This is a genomic window from Blastocatellia bacterium (assembly GCA_035275065.1).
Taxonomy (GTDB): Bacteria; Acidobacteriota; Blastocatellia; order UBA7656; family UBA7656; genus DATENM01.
In genome coordinates this window covers 164,474-182,313 of sequence record DATENM010000081.1, presented here as the reverse complement: position 1 = coordinate 182,313, position 17,840 = coordinate 164,474, and the positions used below count along the sequence as shown (strand labels likewise).

At 58.6% G+C, this 17,840-nt stretch carries 15 protein-coding genes, 2 rRNA genes and 2 pseudogenes; 17 read left to right on the top strand and 2 right to left on the bottom strand.

Annotation, left to right across the window (positions count from 1 at the left end):
- The 3 genes from VJ464_18960 to VJ464_18950 all read left to right on the top strand — a co-directional run.
- Nucleotides 1-955 (top strand): 23S ribosomal RNA (locus VJ464_18960); the annotation flags it as partial.
- A 91-nt stretch (nt 956-1,046) separates the two neighbouring features.
- Nucleotides 1,047-1,163: ribosomal RNA gene (gene rrf / locus VJ464_18955) — 5S ribosomal RNA — on the top strand.
- Nucleotides 1,164-2,312: 1,149 nt separating this feature from the next.
- Complete coding sequence (locus VJ464_18950) at nt 2,313-3,443, top strand: glycosyltransferase family 87 protein (protein HKQ07213.1); 1,131 nt, start codon at nt 2,313-2,315, stop codon at nt 3,441-3,443.
- 178 nt (nt 3,444-3,621) lie between these two features.
- Here the strand turns inward: VJ464_18950 and VJ464_18945 are convergent.
- Nucleotides 3,622-4,503 (bottom strand): annotated as a pseudogene (locus tag VJ464_18945) (O-antigen ligase family protein).
- 603 nt (nt 4,504-5,106) lie between these two features.
- On the opposite strand from VJ464_18945, the gene VJ464_18940 reads away from it, so the two are divergent.
- Genes VJ464_18940 through VJ464_18925 form a run of 4 tightly spaced genes read left to right on the top strand, consistent with a single transcriptional unit; the run spans nt 5,107 to nt 7,798 of the window.
- Nucleotides 5,107-5,352, top strand: coding sequence for a hypothetical protein (locus VJ464_18940; GenBank protein ID HKQ07212.1), 246 nt, complete (start codon nt 5,107-5,109; stop codon nt 5,350-5,352).
- A 50-nt stretch (nt 5,353-5,402) separates the two neighbouring features.
- On the top strand, nt 5,403-5,741 hold the full coding sequence (locus tag VJ464_18935) for a hypothetical protein (GenBank protein ID HKQ07211.1): 339 nt from the start codon (nt 5,403-5,405) through the stop codon (nt 5,739-5,741).
- 36 nt (nt 5,742-5,777) lie between these two features.
- Nucleotides 5,778-6,737 carry a M28 family peptidase gene (locus VJ464_18930; protein ID HKQ07210.1) on the top strand — a complete coding sequence of 320 codons (960 nt, stop codon included), beginning with the start codon at nt 5,778-5,780 and terminating at the stop codon, nt 6,735-6,737.
- The gene (locus VJ464_18925) at nt 6,734-7,798 is read left to right on the top strand and encodes a 3-isopropylmalate dehydrogenase (protein HKQ07209.1); all 1,065 of its coding nucleotides are present in this window, start codon (nt 6,734-6,736) and stop codon (nt 7,796-7,798) included. Before VJ464_18930 ends, VJ464_18925 begins: the two co-directional genes overlap by 4 nt.
- A 7-nt stretch (nt 7,799-7,805) precedes the next feature.
- Here VJ464_18925 and VJ464_18920 read toward each other — a convergent pair whose 3' ends face one another.
- Entirely contained in the window at nt 7,806-8,492 is a 687-nt protein-coding gene (locus VJ464_18920) for an LON peptidase substrate-binding domain-containing protein (protein ID HKQ07208.1), read from the bottom strand.
- A gap of 105 nt (nt 8,493-8,597) precedes the next feature.
- On the opposite strand from VJ464_18920, the gene VJ464_18915 reads away from it, so the two are divergent.
- The 10 genes and pseudogenes from VJ464_18915 (at nt 8,598) to VJ464_18870 (ending at nt 17,781) form a co-directional block, all read left to right on the top strand.
- Nucleotides 8,598-9,545, top strand: a complete 948-nt coding sequence (locus VJ464_18915; GenBank protein ID HKQ07207.1) for a hypothetical protein — start codon at nt 8,598-8,600, stop codon at nt 9,543-9,545.
- 12 nt (nt 9,546-9,557) lie between these two features.
- Nucleotides 9,558-9,761: a sulfur carrier protein ThiS gene (thiS, locus tag VJ464_18910; GenBank protein HKQ07206.1), complete on the top strand. Its 204-nt coding sequence runs from the start codon at nt 9,558-9,560 to the stop codon at nt 9,759-9,761.
- A gap of 261 nt (nt 9,762-10,022) precedes the next feature.
- Nucleotides 10,023-11,528, top strand: a pseudogene (locus VJ464_18905) (two-component regulator propeller domain-containing protein).
- Nucleotides 11,519-11,698: a hypothetical protein gene (locus tag VJ464_18900; protein ID HKQ07205.1), complete on the top strand. Its 180-nt coding sequence runs from the start codon at nt 11,519-11,521 to the stop codon at nt 11,696-11,698. The pseudogene VJ464_18905 and the gene VJ464_18900 overlap by 10 nt, the downstream one beginning before the upstream one ends.
- A gap of 58 nt (nt 11,699-11,756) precedes the next feature.
- Complete coding sequence (locus VJ464_18895; protein ID HKQ07204.1) at nt 11,757-12,968, top strand: triple tyrosine motif-containing protein; 1,212 nt, start codon at nt 11,757-11,759, stop codon at nt 12,966-12,968.
- Nucleotides 12,965-13,609, top strand: a complete 645-nt coding sequence (locus VJ464_18890) for a response regulator transcription factor (protein HKQ07203.1) — start codon at nt 12,965-12,967, stop codon at nt 13,607-13,609. The genes VJ464_18895 and VJ464_18890 overlap by 4 nt, the downstream gene beginning before the upstream one ends.
- Nucleotides 13,610-13,782: 173 nt before the next feature.
- The gene (locus VJ464_18885; protein ID HKQ07202.1) at nt 13,783-14,130 is read left to right on the top strand and encodes a response regulator transcription factor; all 348 of its coding nucleotides are present in this window, start codon (nt 13,783-13,785) and stop codon (nt 14,128-14,130) included.
- Between the two features lie 91 nt (nt 14,131-14,221).
- Nucleotides 14,222-15,703 (top strand): Vps62-related protein, encoded by a 1,482-nt coding sequence (locus tag VJ464_18880; protein ID HKQ07201.1) that lies wholly within the window; start codon nt 14,222-14,224, stop codon nt 15,701-15,703.
- 517 nt (nt 15,704-16,220) lie between these two features.
- The gene (locus VJ464_18875; protein HKQ07200.1) at nt 16,221-16,997 is read left to right on the top strand and encodes a thiazole synthase; all 777 of its coding nucleotides are present in this window, start codon (nt 16,221-16,223) and stop codon (nt 16,995-16,997) included.
- Nucleotides 16,998-17,115: 118 nt separating this feature from the next.
- On the top strand, nt 17,116-17,781 hold the full coding sequence (locus VJ464_18870; GenBank protein ID HKQ07199.1) for a ribonuclease HII: 666 nt from the start codon (nt 17,116-17,118) through the stop codon (nt 17,779-17,781).
- Nucleotides 17,782-17,840: the final 59 nt, after the last annotated feature.

Here is a 17,840-nt window from a genome sequence, read left to right as displayed (position 1 = left end):
CGAAATTCCTTGTCGGGTAAGTTCCGACCTGCACGAATGGCGTAACGATCTGGCGACTGTCTTAACGAGCAGCACAGCGAATTTGTAGTTCCGGTGAAGATGCCGGGTACCCGCGTCTAGACGGAAAGACCCCGTGGACCTTTACTATAACTTGATAGTGAATCCGGGCGTTGGATGCGTAGGATAGGTGGGAGGCTTTGATCTCGGGCTTTCGGGCTCGGGGGAGCCAACGGTGAAATACCACCCTTCCTGCGTTTGGATTCTAACCTACTCCCGTCATCCGGGAGAGGGACACTATCAGGCGGGTAGTTTGACTGGGGCGGTCGCCTCCTAAAATGTAACGGAGGCGCGCGATGGTTGGCTCAGGGTGTTTGGAAATCACCTGTAGAGTGCAAAGGCATAAGCCAGCCTGACTGTGAGACAAACAAGTCGAGCAGAGACGAAAGTCGGCCTTAGTGATCCGGCGGTTCCATATGGAAGGGCCGTCGCTCAACGGATAAAAGGTACCCCGGGGATAACAGGCTGATCCTGCCCAAGCGTCCACAGCGACGGCAGGGTTTGGCACCTCGATGTCGGCTCATCGCATCCTGGGGGTGCAGAAGCTCCCAAGGGTTCGGCTGTTCGCCGATTAAAGCGGTACGTGAGCTGGGTTTAGAACGTCGTGAGACAGTTCGGTCCCTATCTGGCGTGGGCGTAGGAGAATTGATGGAATCTGATGGTAGTACGAGAGGACCCCATTGGACCAACCTCTAGTGTACGAGTTATCGTGCCAACGGTATCGCTCGGTAGCTATGTTGGGCAGGGATAAACGCTGAATGCATCTAAGCGTGAAGCCCGACCAGAGATTAGTTCTCCCTATGAGATCCGTAGAAGACTACTACGTTGATAGGCTGGGTGTGTAAGCGTGGTAACACGTTTAGCTTACCAGTACTAATTGATCCATCGGCTTGACCATAAGATTTGCTCGTTGCAAAACTGGTCAGTCACTAGCTCTCTTCGGAATTTGCCATTCGATTATCTGAGGGCACTCGATCTTTTATAATTTTTCCGGTGGTTATGTCGTAGGGGTCACACCCGTTCCCATCCCGAACACGGAAGTTAAGTCCTACGGAGCCGATGGTACTGCATGGGCAACTGTGTGGGAGAGTAGGTCGCTGCCGGGATTAATTCACAAGCAAAAGCTCGCTGCATAAAACCAGCGGGCTTTTCGCTTTTTGCGGCCAGTTTCTCGTCGCGCCGCTTCATCGTTTCGAGCCTTTCATCTATAATCACACTGTCCGTTTTGCCGGGGTGGCGGAATGGCAGACGCAGAGGACTTAGCTGTTTGAGCACGTCGGAGGGAAACGCCGGCGTGAATGGAGTCAAAGTCGGTGAACCCTTAACAGGTCATGCTGATGGCAACGCCGAGCTAAGGCTAGGGGATTGGACAATTGATCGTGTGATCAGATTGTATGAAAACAAGATATACAGATGATGAACTGATCAATGCCGTTCAAACCTCTGTCTCGATTCGTCAAGTCTTGTCAAAGCTTGGGCTCGTTGAAGCAGGTGGAAACTATTCGATCATCAAGCGCCGGATTCAGTCGTTGAAGGTGGATACGTCTCATTTCACTGGAAAGGGCTGGAGAGGCGGCAGTCGGAGACCAGTCGTCAGTCCTAAACCCATCTGTGAGATTCTACAGATGGGAGTCGCTTATCAGAGTCATAAACTCAAACGGCGACTGTTTGCGGAAGGACTGAAGGCTCAAAGATGCGAGAACTGCTCAGGCAGTGAATGGATGGGGCGACCTATCCCTCTTGAGCTTGATCACGTCAACGGTGACCCGACAGATAATCGTTTAGAAAACCTGCGAATTCTTTGCCCAAATTGTCATGCGCTGACAGAGACTTATCGAGGCAGGAAACTAGCAAAGTGTAGAGACGAGACGGCTCCCTCCTAAACACCTTTCGAGGTGCATGGAGAAGGCATCGCCCAGACCACAAACGGCGCGACCCGGTAGCGAAAGCTATAGTGGTACGAAAATCCTCCGGCCCACAAGGCCGTGCGGGTTCGAGTCCCGCCCTCGGCATCCTTAGATCAGGCAAGTGGCTCGCTCGTGTGCCAGCCACTTGCTCGCTTTTTATCTCACACCGAGAGATGAATGCCCAAAGCGCGATCCATGCTTTTGGTCGTCCTGGCTGTGTTGATCGTGATAGCCGGCTTTGCCTTCATTCGACATCTCATCGATTTTCCAGTTTATTATGCCGCCGGCCAGTCGCTTCGCAGCGGTCGCACAGACCTCTATGCGCCCGACTTCGCGCTTGGGCGCGTGATGGACTATCGCTACCCGCCATTCTTCCTGCTCGCTTTCTGGCCTGTCTGGCTGTTACCCTACAAAGTCGCCGCCTACCTCTGGTATCTTCTGGGGATTGCCGAGATTGCCGGCATGGTTTTTTCAATCCGCCGAGCCCGGAGGATTGCGAAAGAGAAAAACCGGTTGTGGGTAGTCGTTGGCTTTGCGGTTACGCCATATTTCATCGCCATTCTGCATTACGGCAACGCCCATCTGCTGGCCATCTTTCTAATGTTTGCGGCTTGCGCCCTGGCCTTTAATCAGAAGCAGGTTCTGGCGGGCCTGGCAATGGCATCGGCCATCGCGATCAAGCTGACGCCGGCCCTCCTCCTGCCTTATTTTGCGATCAAAAGGCAATGGCGGCTGCTTGCCTCAGTTGTCACGCTTCTTGCTTTCATCTACGTCGCGCCGGCGACTTATTTTGGCTTCGCGAAGAACAACGAGCTGTTGAAGCAATGGTTCGAGCATGTCGTCGTCAGCCAGGAATTTCACGAAGCCAATGGCCCCATCAACCTGTCGCTCAAGGGGCAGTTGCGGCGCACGTTCTCGACGGTTGATTATTCGCAGAGAGTCGACGGCGATGTGCAATACCCCGCAGTCAATCTGGCCTCAGTCCCTCAGTCGCAGATCGATTTGGTTTGGATAGCGGTTTCCGTGTTGGCGGGTCTGGCCGTGTTTGGTTTGCTTGTCTACATTTCTCGCATCCGCCGCGCCGGAGATGGCGGAAGGGTTTTCGGCGAAACCTTCGCGCTCGAAATCGGGCTGTTGATTTGCCTGATGTTGTTCGTCGGGCCGCTGACCTCGAAGATCTATTTTATCGCGCTGCTGTGGCCGGTCACGGCGCTGGCGACATTCGCCTTCGACCACGTAACGCCGCAGGCAAAGCGCGTACGCGCCTTGCTGATCTTTATCGCCGCGATCAATTCAGTTTTGCCTTTGCTGCCTGGGCGCTGGCTTCAACGCTGGCTGCTGGTTCTTGGGGTAGATTTTTATGTGAATCTGCTGCTATTGCTGGCTCTAGGTTATGTGTTGTTTGCGGTGTACCGTCATGCCGGGTCGCGATCCGGCGAACCGCAAAGCTCATCCCCATTAACAGCCAGAACATCATGACGACTTCGCCGTCGCCAAAATTGAAATGCGCGAGCGAGCTGATGTTAAAGGCGATCAGGCTGCCCAGGCCGCCGAGCGCGACGCCCCACAACTCCCACCTTTCGTCATTCTTCAAGCGCTTCGCCAGCCGCCACAACTCGACGGCAAAAATCGTCATCATGGCGTAGTAGAGCAACAGCGCCGCCAGCCCCCACCAGACGGCAATTTGAATCGGCGTTGAATGAAAGTGGCCCGGCGGCAGCTTCCCGTTTTCGTAAAGCCCCCACTGCTCGTGCAGCTTGCCTTCGCTGCCCTTGCCGATGCCAAACAGCGGGTGATCTTTGATGATCGGCAAGGTCTCAGGCCACACCGTCAAACGCCATGCGAAGCTGCCTTCTTCGGGGTCAAGGAAGCTGATGCCGCGCGCCCGCTCGACCATCACGTAAGCCAGTGGCGCGGCGAGCAGCAGCGTCACCATGCCAAAGAGCAAGACTCGCCGGCGCGAGCTGGCGTAGGCCATGCAGGCCAGCGCAACCGTCAGGCCGATCATCGCCGCGCGCGTCGAGGTGAACAGGATGGTCGTCGCGATCAGCAGAATCATGGCTCCGAGAAACCAGCCGAGGCGCGAACGCTTACGCGGCAGCGCGATCAGCATCCCAATCGCCAGCGCGGCAATCAATTGCAGCACTTCGGCATAGGTTTCATAGTGGCTGTAGAAACCACTGACGCGAAAGTTGCGGCCCGGTGATGTGGTGATGCCGAGCCGCTCCGTGCCCCCTTCGAAGCGCCTCAGGTCGGTGCGCGATGCGTAGACCGGGCGCACGGCTTCGCTGCGCTGCACTTGTAGGCGCAGCGGGCCGCGCTGCTCATCAATGATGCGCGACAGGGCTTCGAGAGACGGCACCGGTTTATCATCCACCTCAATGATGACGTCGCCGACTTGAATGCCGCTGCTCGCCAGCGGACTGTCTTCGCGCAGGGTGTCAATGCGCAGACCGCGACCTCTGGCGATCTGCACGCCGCTGGCGACGACGTTCGCAAAACATGAAAGGACGATAGCCAGGGTCAGCCACCTCACCATGCGCGCGCTCGTCACCTTATTGCTGACGAAATAGAAGGCGAGAAAGAAGGCCGGGCTGCGCAAGCCTTTGACGCTGACAATTTGATCGTAGGAGAGGAACGAAGAAATAACACAGCAGGCAAAGAACCCAAGCAGCGCCAGGTCAACCGGCGTGCGACGGATTTCCAGCTTGCGGCTGGCCGCGATCTGCACGGCCCAGGCCAGCAGGCCGATAAGAAAGGCACTTTGTGTGATGGCGATTGAGTGCGGCGCAAACAGCGCGTACAGCGCCAGCGAGACGAGAATGATGGGCTCAGTAATTCGGGTAATTTTCGACTGGCTCTCGGCGGGCCGGGTGGCGGCACTCTCGTTGCTCAAATCGTGTCAACCTCGACATCGCAATCTTCTTAAACCTGCACAAGTCACGGGAGATCTATCATTCTAAGCCGCACAGGCCGGCAACGCAAATCGCCCGGCACCCGTCGAAGCGCAATGCGAAAGGCTCGGACTGTGCCATGAGCCCACGCTTGACCCGCCCATGGGTTTGATGTAGTTTCAAATCATAGCGCCCAATATAGAGAGGCGGCGCTGGGCTGCAATATTTTAGACAGATGGAGTTAAATCATGAGCGCACACAACGAAAGTAATCCCGCAAACGACGCGGCGGATGCGGTCAGAAAAGCATTCGCGGCACTGCCATTCGAGCAGCAGGTCTGCACCATGTTGCGCATAGAACTCGATATGGTCGGCGACGTGGTTGAAACGGTCGTCAATGCGGCGGCGCGCGCCGCCAACGAGATCGCCGATGCCTTCTCAAGCAACCGTCCGGCGGCCTCCTCGGCGACCGACAGCCGGACGACGCCCGCCTGATCGTCTTATCCTGATTTGACGCTTGATTGAGTAACTGGGGTGATTGCCTTATGAGCGAAAGCATGCAACTCAGAGAGCCGCTCTATAAACTGATCGTTCGCTTCAATAACGGCGAAACGATTCACTATGTCGTTCAGGAGCCGATTGAATCCCGGCACATCGCGTCCGATACGCGATACGCCGTCATCAGTTGCTTCTCGCTGCAAAATCCAAGCGAATGCACGGACGTCACGGTGCTGAACCTGCGGGACGTTTCTTTCATCAAGACCGAGCGCGTCAGCCTCGACCAGATCGCCAACGAGCGGCGCACAGCCGGACTGCATGCGAGCAGCTCGTCAAAAGAGGATGACCGCCTGCCGAAGACGCTGGCGCAACTCCGCTTCATCTGAGCCGCGCTTGCCGATTCAACCGCCGGAGTCCTATTGATGCGATCCACTTTGTTCAATTCTGGCGCGCTGCTTTTGCTGCTGGCGCTGGCCGCCACGGCAATGGCGAAGCCCGATCTTCATAGCGACTTTGACGGCGCGCGCGCCTTCAATCACGTCAAGAAGCTCTGCGAGATGGGGCCGCACCCGTCGGGGTCCGAGGCGATCAAGCGCGTTCAGGATTATCTTGAAAAAGAGCTGAAAAGCTACGGCCTGAAAGTCACCGAAGACCGCTTCGAGGCCGAGACGCCGAAAGGCACGGTGCCGATGAAAAACATCATCGGCGAGCTTACGGGCGAGCGCCCTGAAGTCGTCTTAATCACCGGCCACTATGACACCAAGCGGCAGGCGGGCTTCGTCGGCGCCAACGACGGCGGTTCGAGCGCCGCGACCGTGCTTGAGATGGCGCGGGCGCTCTCAAAGACCAAGCCCGCTTACACCCTCTGGTTCGTCCTCTTCGATGGCGAAGAAGCGGTCGTCGAATGGGGCGCGATGAACGGTATGGATAACACCTACGGCAGTCGTCATCTGGCCGCAAGGATGCGCAACGAGGGCACGCTCAAACAGACGCGGGCGATGCTGCTTGTCGATATGATCGGCGACAAGAACCTCAACATCAAACGCGAAGGCGGCAGCACGCGCTGGCTGGTTGACCTGATCTGGGACGCTGCATGGAAGGCCGGTTACGCGAAAAACTTTCCGCGCGATGAACATGACATCTCCGACGATCACCTGCCGTTTCTCGACGCCGGCATCCCGTCCGTTGACCTGATCGATTTCGACTATGGCCCGCAGCATTCCTACTGGCACACCAACCAGGACACGCTCGACAAGATCAGCGGCGAAAGCATGAAGGCGGTCGGCGACACACTGATTCAATCGCTGCCGGAAATCTTCAATCACTTGAAGGCGATGCCGACGCGCCCGCAGCCCGTTGTTCCGAGGGGAGTCGAGCATTGAAGCGCGTCGCGGTGATTGCCGGCGATGGGATCGGCCCGGAAGTCATTCGCGAAGCCGTGCTCGCCATCGAAGCCGCGCAAGCCATTTTCGGTTTCGACCTCCAACTCACCGCGTACGACTGGGGCGCGGACAAATACCTGGCGACCGGCATCTCAATGCCCGAAGGCGCGCTTGCGATGTTGGCTGCCGAGTACGATGCCATCCTCACCGGCGCGTTCGGCGACCCGCGCGTCAAGGACAACAAACATGCCGCCGACATCCTGCTCGGCATGCGCTTTGGCCTCGATCTCTACATCAACCTGCGCCCGATCAAATTGATTGCCGCGCGCCTTTGCCCGCTGAAAGATCGCAGCGAGCGCGACGTTGATTTTGTCGTCTTTCGCGAAAACACCGAAGGGCTCTACACCTTCATGGGCGGCAACTTCAAGAAAGGCACCGCCGACGAGATCGCCGTGCAGGAAGAGATCAACACCCGCAAAGGCGTTGAGCGCATCATCACCGCGGCATTTGAATATGCGCGCGCGACGGGCCGCAAGCGCGTGACCATGAGCGACAAGGCGAACGTCCTGACCTACGGCCATGACCTCTGGCAGCGCGTCTTCAAGGAAGTGGCGGCTCGCTATGCGGACATCGAAGCGAATCACCTCTATGTTGACGTGCTGACGATGTGGATGGCGCTCGACCCCGGGCGCTTTGATGTCATCGTGACGAACAATCTATTCGGCGACATCATCACCGATTTAGGCGCGGCGTTGCAGGGCGGCTTGGGGATGGCGGCTTCGGGCAACATCCATCCGGGCCGCGTCTCGTTGTTCGAGCCGGTGCATGGAAGCGCGCCGCAGTTCGCCGGCAAGAACGTCGCGAATCCCGTGGCGGCAATTCTCACCGCCGCGATGCTGCTCGATTACGTCGGCTACAAAGAAGCGGCAGCAGGCGTAGAGCAGGCGGTCGAAGCGGCGGTGCGCGCCGGCGAGACGACGGCAGACATCGGCGGCCGTTTGTCCACCACGGAAGCCGGCGAGGCGATATGCAGCCGTCTACGCGCCGCCTCGCGGCAATGAGGCGGAGTTAAAGTGATTTGCGCGCGTGGCCGTTTGTTTTGGCGACTTCCTGAACCTTGAGGCGGGTGTTGAAGTCAGCAAGCGCGCTCGTCATATAATGCCGGACTCGCGTGAGGCGAACCCGCGTCGAGGTCAACTCCAGCAGCGTCTGCTTGACATCGTTCTCAATCGGCAGCAGGCCGGCAAGCAACAAAGAAAACGCTTCGGGGTCATCGGGCAGTTCCTGAACCGTGGGGATGCCCGGCTCGTCAAGCGACTGGGCGGCTTCGAGAAACTCGTTGGCCATCGCCTGGATGTCTTCGACCATGCGGATCAGGTCAGCCCCCGGCTCCAGCTCATCGCCGAACGTTTCGACCGCCGCAATCAAATAAGGCTCGGCTTGTCGCAAGGCCGTCACGCGGTAACGAATCAACCCGGTTGACAGCACATTCATGCGCCCCTGTTCGAGCGGCATCACGGCGTTGATCTTGGCGATGCAGCCGACGCTGCCGACGGCGGGCGGCGTTTCCCGCCCGATCTGCGCGTCGGAGCGGTACGACAGCCCGAACATCCCACCGCGGTCCACTGCAAACCGCATCATCGCTTTGTATCGTTCTTCAAAGATATGCAAGGGCAGCAGGGCACCGGGAAAAAGCACCGTAGCGAGGGGAAAGAGCGGCAACTCGGTGATGTCTTCAATCTCGTCATGATCCATGTTTGAGAGTATACCACTCGCTGCCGCCGCCGCTAAATCGCATCGCTGATACGTTTCAGACTGAATTATTGACTGTGTCAGACCCCTATGCTACTTTGCAGACGGATGATTACAGGCTTTAACACAGACGTTCAGCACGAGGGGCAAGTCTATCACGTACAGACTGAAGACCGCGGCCACAACAACCCCGTGCTCGAATCGCTGGTCTACATCGGCGGCACTATCGTCGCCAAGAAGATGACGCCGTACGCCGAGCAGTTGAGCCAGGGCGCTGACGAGACATTGATTGCTGGACTGTTGAAGCGCCAGCATCAGGTCATTATCGCCGCGATCAAAACCGGGCGCGTACGCGAGTTGATTGCGCACTATGCCAGTCAATCGTCTTTGAGTGAGGCGCCGTCGCCTGCACCCAGCCAGGACGAAGCTAAAGAGTCGAGAGCGGCGAGGCCGAAACGCTCAAGCGGCACTCATGCGAAACGCGTGAGCGGCAGCCTGTCGTCATCGCACGGGCAGCCGCCTCAACGTGCGCAGAGCCAGCCGCAGGCCAGGCCGCCCGCCATGCGCACGACCTCGATGCTTGGCTCGCCGCGCCGACCCGAGCCGACGCCTGCCAAGCCCGCGTCGCCGATGCCCGCGTCGCCGATGCCCGCACAGGTGACGCTCGACACCCGGCCCACCAGTACGACGGCGCGGCGCGCGACCGGCACGCTCGACCTCGACCAGGTAATTAACGAGTACATGAAGCGCAACAACGAGCAGGGCAAGCTTGAGCTGCGGGTGATTACGCCGAGCGCTTTCATTGCCGGCAAGACCGCCGGCCTGCGCGTGCAGGTACTCTGCAACGCCATCGCCGAACCGGAAGCGGTGGTGACGATCAAGATCATCGGCACGGCATTCAAGCCGCAAGTCCACATTGGCCGCGCGGGCCGCGATGGCATTGCCAACTTCAGCTTATCGCTGCCGTCATTCTCAGCCGGCACCGCCGCCATCGTCATCGAAGCGCAATCAAACCGCGGGCGCGGCGAGCTGAAACATTTGATCCGCAGAGCGTAAGACTCATCGAATATGACCATCGTTTTGAACGGAGAGCCCAAAGAGATTCCTGCCGACCTGACCGTTACCGAATTGATCGAAACGCTCGGCCTGCCGTCTGAACGCCTCGCCATCGAAGTCAACCGCCGCATCATTCGCCGCGCCGACTGGCCCGCGACGACGCTCGCCGAAGGTGACAAAGTCGAAGTCGTCCATTTCGTCGGCGGCGGTGCGTAAGCCCTGCCATTTCGCACCCCACCCGGTAACCCGCAAGCTCACTGCCGCGTCGCCTATCCCTTTGAAAATCGTTTTGAACGGAGTATGATGGGCACAACTTTGATGTGGTAAGGAACACGTATTACAAACCTCCCCTAAGTTGAAGAAGATCGGGCAAAGGATCGAGAGTCAGTGCGGCAAGGTTTCTTTCTGCTTTGGCAAGCTTCCGGGTCTTGGCAAAGACGGCGACGGTTGTGGCCAACCGTCATTGCCCTGGCCTTGATGACTCTCCCGCCGCAGGCGCGGGCGGCGCAGTATCGCTTCGACTCGTGGACGACCGCTAGCGGCCTGCCGCAGAACACTGTCCACAGCATCGTCCAGACTCCGGACGGGTATCTGTGGTTCACGACCTTCGATGGGCTTGTCCGCTTTGACGGCATCCGCTTCACAGTCTTTGACAGGGGCTACACGAAAGGCATCCTCAGCAATCGCTTTACGGCACTGTTTGTCGACCGTGATGGGGCGCTGTGGGCGGGGACAGAAGACAGCGGCCTCGTCATTTATCGCAACGGCGTCTTCGTCCCTTATCCGATCACCGATCAGTCGAGAAGAATCTCGGAAATCCACGCGATCAAGCCCGACCCTGAAGGTCGCCCGCTCATCACCACTGCGGACGGCCCGCTTTCCCTACATGACGGTAAGCTCACCGCCGCCCCGCCGGACTATGATGCCCCCAACACACGGTTTTATCGCGCCCCTTCAGGGACGCTGTGGACTTTGGATCAATATGGCGTCACGCAGTCCAAGGCAGGGCATGTCATCCAATACGCTTTCCATCTCGATTTCTCGCACGAGCTTCACCGGCACATGACTTTCTACGAGGATCATCGGGGCGGCCTCTGGTTCGGGGATTACGGCAGCCTTTACAACTTGCATGATGGCGCGGTGACTCGCTACCTGCCCGATCATGGCCTTCCCAGGCTCCCCGCCTTCACGGTCTTGCGTCCCTACTGCGAAGACGACGGCGGCGGCCTGTGGGTGGCCGTCGGCAGGAATAATCAAATCACCAGCCTCGGCGTGATGCGCTTTAAAGACGGTCGCTACACGCTCTACGGCAAGGCCGAAGGGCTTCTGGATAACAAGATCAACCAGATATTCAAAGACCGCGAAGGCACGATCTGGGTCGGCATGCCAGGCGGCTTGAACTGCATCCACAAACAGGTCATCACGGCCTACTCGACCGAAAGTGGACTGCTCAATAAAGAGATCTACCCGCTGCTGGAAACCGCCGATGGCGAAATCCTCGCCGGCACTCTGGGAATCAGCCGATTCAAAGATGGCAAGTTCAGCACGTTCATAGGTGGCGCGACGTTTGGCGTGACCTCGCTTTGGAAAGAGCCGAACGGACGCTTGTGGATCGGCACCAATGGCTTGCTGTACTGGTATGCAAACGGCAGGCGGTATCTTCACGATGCGATCAACAACGGCAACAACGTCTGGGCGATTCGCGACGATGGCCAGGGCAACCTCTGGGTCGGTACGTCTGAAGGCTTATACAAATTTCGTGACGGCAAGCTGGTCGCGCGCTACACGGCCGCCGATGGCTTGCCAGGCGACGACGTGAAGGTCATTCACCGAGCAAGCGACGGCACGCTCTGGTTCGGCACCTACGGCGGGCTGGCGCAGCTCAAAGATGGCCGGTTCATCTCTTACACAAGCGCCGACGGACTGACGGGCGATCATGTGCGCTCGCTCTACGAAGATGCCGAGGGCGTGCTCTGGATCGGCACCTACGACGAAGGCTTAAGCCGGTTTCAAGGCGGGCGCTTTGTCAACTACCGTGTGCAGAACGGGCTATTCAACAACGGCGTCTTTCAGATCCTCGAAGACCATCAGGGGCGCTTCTGGATCAGCTCGAACAAAGGCATCTACCGCGTCGACAGGCGCGACTTGGATGATTTCGCGGAGGGGCGGATCAAAGAAATCCACTGCGTCGCTTACGGCAAGCAAGACGGCATGCGCAACATCGAATGCAACGGCGGGCGGCAGCCGGCAGGACTCAAATCGCGCGACGGCAAGCTGTGGTTTCCGACGATGGATGGCGTCGTCGTGATTGACCCGGACGCCGCCATCATCAATGAATTGCCGCCGCCCGTGCTGATCGAGCAGATTACGACCGACCGCAGCCCGGTCGATTATTCAAAAGATGTCATCTTGCAACCGGGACAGGACGATCTGGAGATTGCTTACACGGCGCTGAGCTTCATCAAGCCTGAGCAGATCAAGTTCAAATACCGCCTCGAAGGCAAGGACGACGAGTGGACGGAGGCCAACAATCGTCGCGTCGCCTATTACCCGTACCTGCCGGCGGGCCGCTACACCTTTCGGATCATCGCCGCGAACCAGGACGGCATCTGGAATCTGGAAGGCGCAAGCATCCGCATCATCGTGCTCGCGCCATTTTATCAGCGCTGGTGGTTTCTGCTCGCTTGCGGCGTCGCGGTCGCCGGTGTTGCGCTGTTGATCTTCAGGGCGCGCGTTGCCGGCTTGAAGAAAAAACAGGCGGCGCAGCAAGCCTTCTCGCGGCAGTTGATTGAGCTGCAAGAACAGGAGCGCAAGCGCATCGCCGCCGAGCTGCACGACAGCCTCAGTCAGAATCTGGTAATCATCAAGAACCGCGCGCTCATCAGCCTCGGCGAACGCCACGACCCGGAGCAGGCTTTCGAGCAGATGGAAGAGATCAGCGAGGCCGCCGACCAGGCGCTCAGTGAGGTGCGCGAGATCGCTCACGACCTGCGGCCCTTCCAGATCGACCGGCTCGGCCTGACGCGCGCCCTCGAAGCGATGGTCAGAAGGGCGAGCACCAGCGGGCTGCGCTTCATCGTCAGCATAGACAATCTCGACGGGCTGCTGTCGCCGGAGATGGAGATCAATCTCTATCGCATCATTCAAGAGAGCCTCAACAACATCATCAAGCATTCCGCCGCCACAGAAGCGTGTGTGCGCATTGCACGAGTCGAGCAGGCTCTCGACATCACCGTCGAAGACAACGGCAAAGGCTTCACGCCGGCGACCGCGCCCGGCGCTTCGCTCAATGGCGGCGGCTTCGGGCTGCTCGGCATCACCGAAAGGGCGCGCATTCTCGGCAGCCCTGTGCTGATCGAGTCGGCACCGGGGCGCGGCTGCAAGCTCTCTCTCAAACTGCCGCTCAAGGATGGCAAGCCATGACCCGCGAGATACGAATCTTAATTGCTGATGATCATCCCATTGTGCGACAGGGGCTGCGCTATGTAATTGAGCGCGACACGCAGCTCAAGATCGTCGCCGAAGCCGGCGATGGCCGGACGGCGTTCGAGACCTTGATCGCCCTGCGGCCAGAGGTCGCCATCCTCGACATTGACATGCCCTGCATGAACGGCCTTGAAGTCTTGCGCGCGATTGGCCAGGCGGGCCTGGCGGTAGCCGTGATCGTCCTCTCAGTCCACCGCGAGGAAGAGTTCTTCCAGGAGGCGCTGAGCCTGGGGGCGCGCGGCTACGTGCTGAAAGACAGTGTCACCACAGACATTCTGGCTTGCATCCACGCCGTCGCCCGCGGCGAGAATTTCGCCAGCCCGGCGCTGACCGCTTACCTGTTCAAGCAGGCGCGGCGAGCCGAGCCGCCGCCTTTCGACATCGAAAGCCTGACGCCGACCGAGCGCGCGATACTCAGGCTGATCGCCGAGTACAAGACCAGCAAACAGATCGCCGACCAACTGCACATCAGCCCGCACACCGTCCGCACACACCGCCAGAACATCTGCGCCAAGCTGGCGCTCGAAGGCAATCATGGCCTGATGCGCTTCGCGCTGGAACACAAAACCAAACTCTGACCGCGTTTGCCTTCTCCTGCCTCGCAACACCGCGATGAATCCGCCCGCCTACGCTCTCGAGCGTAGGCAAAAGGTGCGCACCCACAGGCGCAAAATACGCTCAAGAGCGAATGTTCAAGCGATAACTTTTGCGCCATGATGCGACCGTCATTATTCGGGCCTCAAAGGATCACATGAAAGTGCTGATCGTCGAAGACAGCCGGCCTATGCGCCGCATACTGCGCCAGGTCGTCGGCAAGCTGGCCGATGAGGTTTACGAATGCAGCGATGGCTCAGAGGCGTTGGCTGCTTACGGCGAGCGTCGTCCCAACTGGGTGCTGATGGACATCAAGATGGAAGGCTGTGATGGGCTGATGGCGACGCGCAAGATCACGGCGAGCTTCCCGGATGCACGAGTGGTGATCGTCAGTAACTACGATGACGAAGATATGCGCCAAGCGGCGCACAAGGCCGGAGCCGTTGGCTTCGTGGCAAAAGATAACCTGCTCGACCTGCGCCGACTGCTGGCCGCGAAAGCTTGACCGATAGTGCTTGATCGCCAGGGACTGCCGATGACGCGGCCCGACATCAAGCATTAGGTAATTAACTAAAACCCTAAATGGAGGAAATCAAATGCAAACCAACAACAGGAAGAAATTGAGCGCTAGCGCAATCCTCATGGCCGTCGCCTTTTTGCTGCTCGCGCAACCCTTGTCGCTGCTGGCAGACGCCACTGCCATCTCCCAGCCCTCCGGCGTTGCCCCGGTCGAAGCGAGCGCCGCACCTCCCACTTCGACCTCTAAGGAAATATTGACCAAAACCATGAAAGACGGGCAGGAGGTGGAGGCGCTATACATTAAATACGTGACCGATTTCAGAGAGACATGGAATACCATCGGCAGGCCGTATTCAGAGGTGGCCGAATGTTCGTTTTGGCATCCGCAAATTCCAGCCGGGTATCAATCACTTGGCGATTATGTGGTGGCCAAGGTGCCCTATGAAGCTCAGGATAATCCCACCAACAAGGTCGCCGTCGTGGCGGTTAAAGCGCCGGTAGGTTCAGAGGCGTTAAAATCCCCGGTCGATTATAAAGAAGTCTGGAACACGACCGGGTATAGCGGTAAATATAATGTCTCGGTTTGGGAGCCCGTGCCACCGCCGGGCTATGTTGGGCTGGGCGTGGTGACGCTGAAGTACGGAGAGGGCGTCTCGCACGCGAAGCCCAAGCTAGATGCCATCACCTGTGTGCGGAAAGACCTGACCGAGGTTGGCCGACTCCGTGACAAGCCGGTGTGGAAGTACAACAAGCACGGGCAACATGATGATCCTTTCAGCGCCTGGGAAGTGGACATAACCGAAGGCCCACTTGATGCGTACATTCGGATATCGGCGAACAGCTTTGTGGGCCACCGGTCGACGGACAGGCCGCGGGAGACGGAGACCACCCCGCTCAATGTTCTGAAGCTGATCATGCCCAACAAGACGCATCAGGAGATTTCGCTGACCCAGCAGGAACGGACCGATAAGCTGACCAGTCTTGGCGTGCCCACGCAAAATGACCATACCCAGTGGATCGTTACTCGGACCACCGAGGTTCCCTTTGTTTCGGTGGTTGATCGTAACCGAACGACGCGATGGAAGATCGATAATTCGCCGGGTTACATTCTGGAAAGGAGCGAAGCCTGGCAATGTCTGAGCACCATGCACGCCGGCAGCGGCGCTTACGAGTACACGCATTCGGATAAGGTGGGCTGGAGCAAAGAAGAGCGAACCACGGTGTCCGAGACGCTGGGCATAAAGGTCGGCGTCGAAGCGGGATATTCGGGGCCGGGCGGCGGCGGCGGCAGTTTCAAAGTTTCGACCGAATTGAACTACGAGTTTGGCATCCAAAGCGAGTCCGCTTCAAGTCAATACGCCGAGCAAACGGTCGAAACCAAGATCACGATTCCATCCAAGAGTGCGGTTGCCAGATGGTCCCGCTCCGTGCGCTTCCGCGTATTAAGAGCTAATGGTGAAGAGGTGTATAGCAAGATCCTGCACACCACTGACACCGCTCTGATTGAGTATGGCCCCACAGCCAAAACGTTTGCCAACAATAGCAAGCTAGCCGAATGACCAGGCGGGTAGGGGACTGAGCGCAGGGCTTAATTCGCCTCATCTCCTGGCGCAGCCGACCGACGTAGCCGGGCTGGTAGCCGCAAGGCCACCAGCCCGGCTACGTCATTCTTGCCGGCATCCTAGCAAATCGCTTGACGGTCTCAAATCGTCCTGATTAAAGTAGTAGCCACTACCTTAAATAGTCTGAGAAGTCGGAAACATCAGCATCCACCTTATGAAAGATATGGAGCCCCCGCCGCCACTGGCCGGCGACGACGCTCGCCGAAGGTGACAAAGTCGAAGTCGTCCATTTCGTCGGCGGTGGCGCGGCGTAAGCGACGAGGCCGGCTCACCTCTCCCGCCTTCAGATCAATTGCCGCAAGTCACGGCCCCCGCGTCCCTGCGCCCTTCAAATGCTGTTGTCCTTTGCATACGCGACCGGTAACATAACGGTGAGGCGGGCCGAAGCATCAGGTTGAATCTGAAGCCGAGCGGCCCGCAGGTTTGGATTAAGTTTCATGACGGGTAATCAATTATGACAGACGCATTCATCATCGCCGGGCGCGAGTTTCGCTCACGCCTGATTCTCGGCAGCGGCAAGTATGCGAGCAACGATCTCATGGAGCGGTCGCTGGCGGCGGCGGGCGCCGACATGGTGACGGTCGCCGTGCGCCGCGTGAATCTCACCGATAAGTCGAAAGAGTCGCTGCTCGATCATATTGACCTGAAGAAGTACCACATCCTGCCGAACACCGCCGGCTGTTATTCGGCGGACGAAGCCATTCGCACAGCCATGCTGGCGCGCGAAGTGCTGGACAACAACTGGATCAAGCTCGAAGTCATCGGCGACGAGCGGACGCTGTTCCCCGACAACGCCGGGCTGCTCGAAGCCACCCGCGCGCTGGTCAAAGAAGGCTTCATCGTGCTGCCATACTTCAATGACGATTTGATCGTCGCGCGCCGTTTGATCGATGCAGGAGCGTCGGCCGTCATGCCGTTGGCGGCGCCCATCGGGTCAGGCCTGGGCATACAGAACTTCACCAACCTGCGCATCCTGCGCGAGATGATCACGGAGGTGCCGCTGATCGTTGATGCGGGTGTCGGTACGGCCTCTGATGCGACGCTGGCGATGGAGCTTGGCGTTGATGGCATCCTGATGAACACAGGCATCGCCGGCGCCGACGACCCCGTGGCCATGGCCGAGGCGATGAGCTACGCCGTGCGCGCCGGGCGATTGGCACACAAAGCCGGGCGCATCCCCCGAAAACTCTACGCGACCGCTTCGAGTCCGCTCGAAGGCGTCTCAAGATAAGGCAAAAGTAAAAAGTAAAAAGGCAAAAGTGGGCAGGGAATGAACAGGCGGCACAAGCCTGCGTGATTAATCCGGCCCCACACTTTTTACTTTTTACTTTTTACTTTTTACTTTCTGCATGGCGTGTGACACGAGTATCGAGAGCGGACTGTTTGCCGCCGGGCATCGGCTGATTGCCGGCGCCGACGAGGTCGGGCGCGGCGCGATTGCCGGGCCGGTCGTCGCTGCCGCGGTCATCCTTAATCCTTTCTGCTTGCCCGCCGGCATCAACGATTCCAAGCAACTCACACGGCGGCAGCGCGAGCGTTTGTTCGAAGAAATCAGCCAGAGCGCCCTCAGTTTTGCCATCGCCCGCATCGAGCATGACGAGATTGATCGCATCAACATTCATCGCGCCTCGCTGCGTGCGATGTGTGAGGCAGTAAAAGCATTGAATCCGATTCCTGACTATGTTTTAATAGACGGGAAATTTGATGTCCCCCAACTAGCCTGCCCCCAATCGGCGATTATTAAAGGTGATGGCCTATCCGTATCCATCGCGGCGGCGTCTATTCTGGCCAAGGTAACGCGCGACGCCTGGATGCGCGAAGCGGATCAGCAGTTCCCCGGCTATGGGTTTGCGCGGCACGTCGGCTACAACACGCGCGCGCACCAGCAAGCCCTCAGCCAGCTCGGCCCGTCGGCGATTCACCGCCTGAGCTTCCACGGCGTGCTCACCCGCCAAGCCGCCCTGGACCTGCAAGCAGAGGAGACGCCCCTACCGTCGCTTCCACCGAATGATTAAGCGCACCCCGCCGCCCTCGCTTTGAGTTCTGAAAAGTCCGTGAGGCGTTTGCCTTGGGG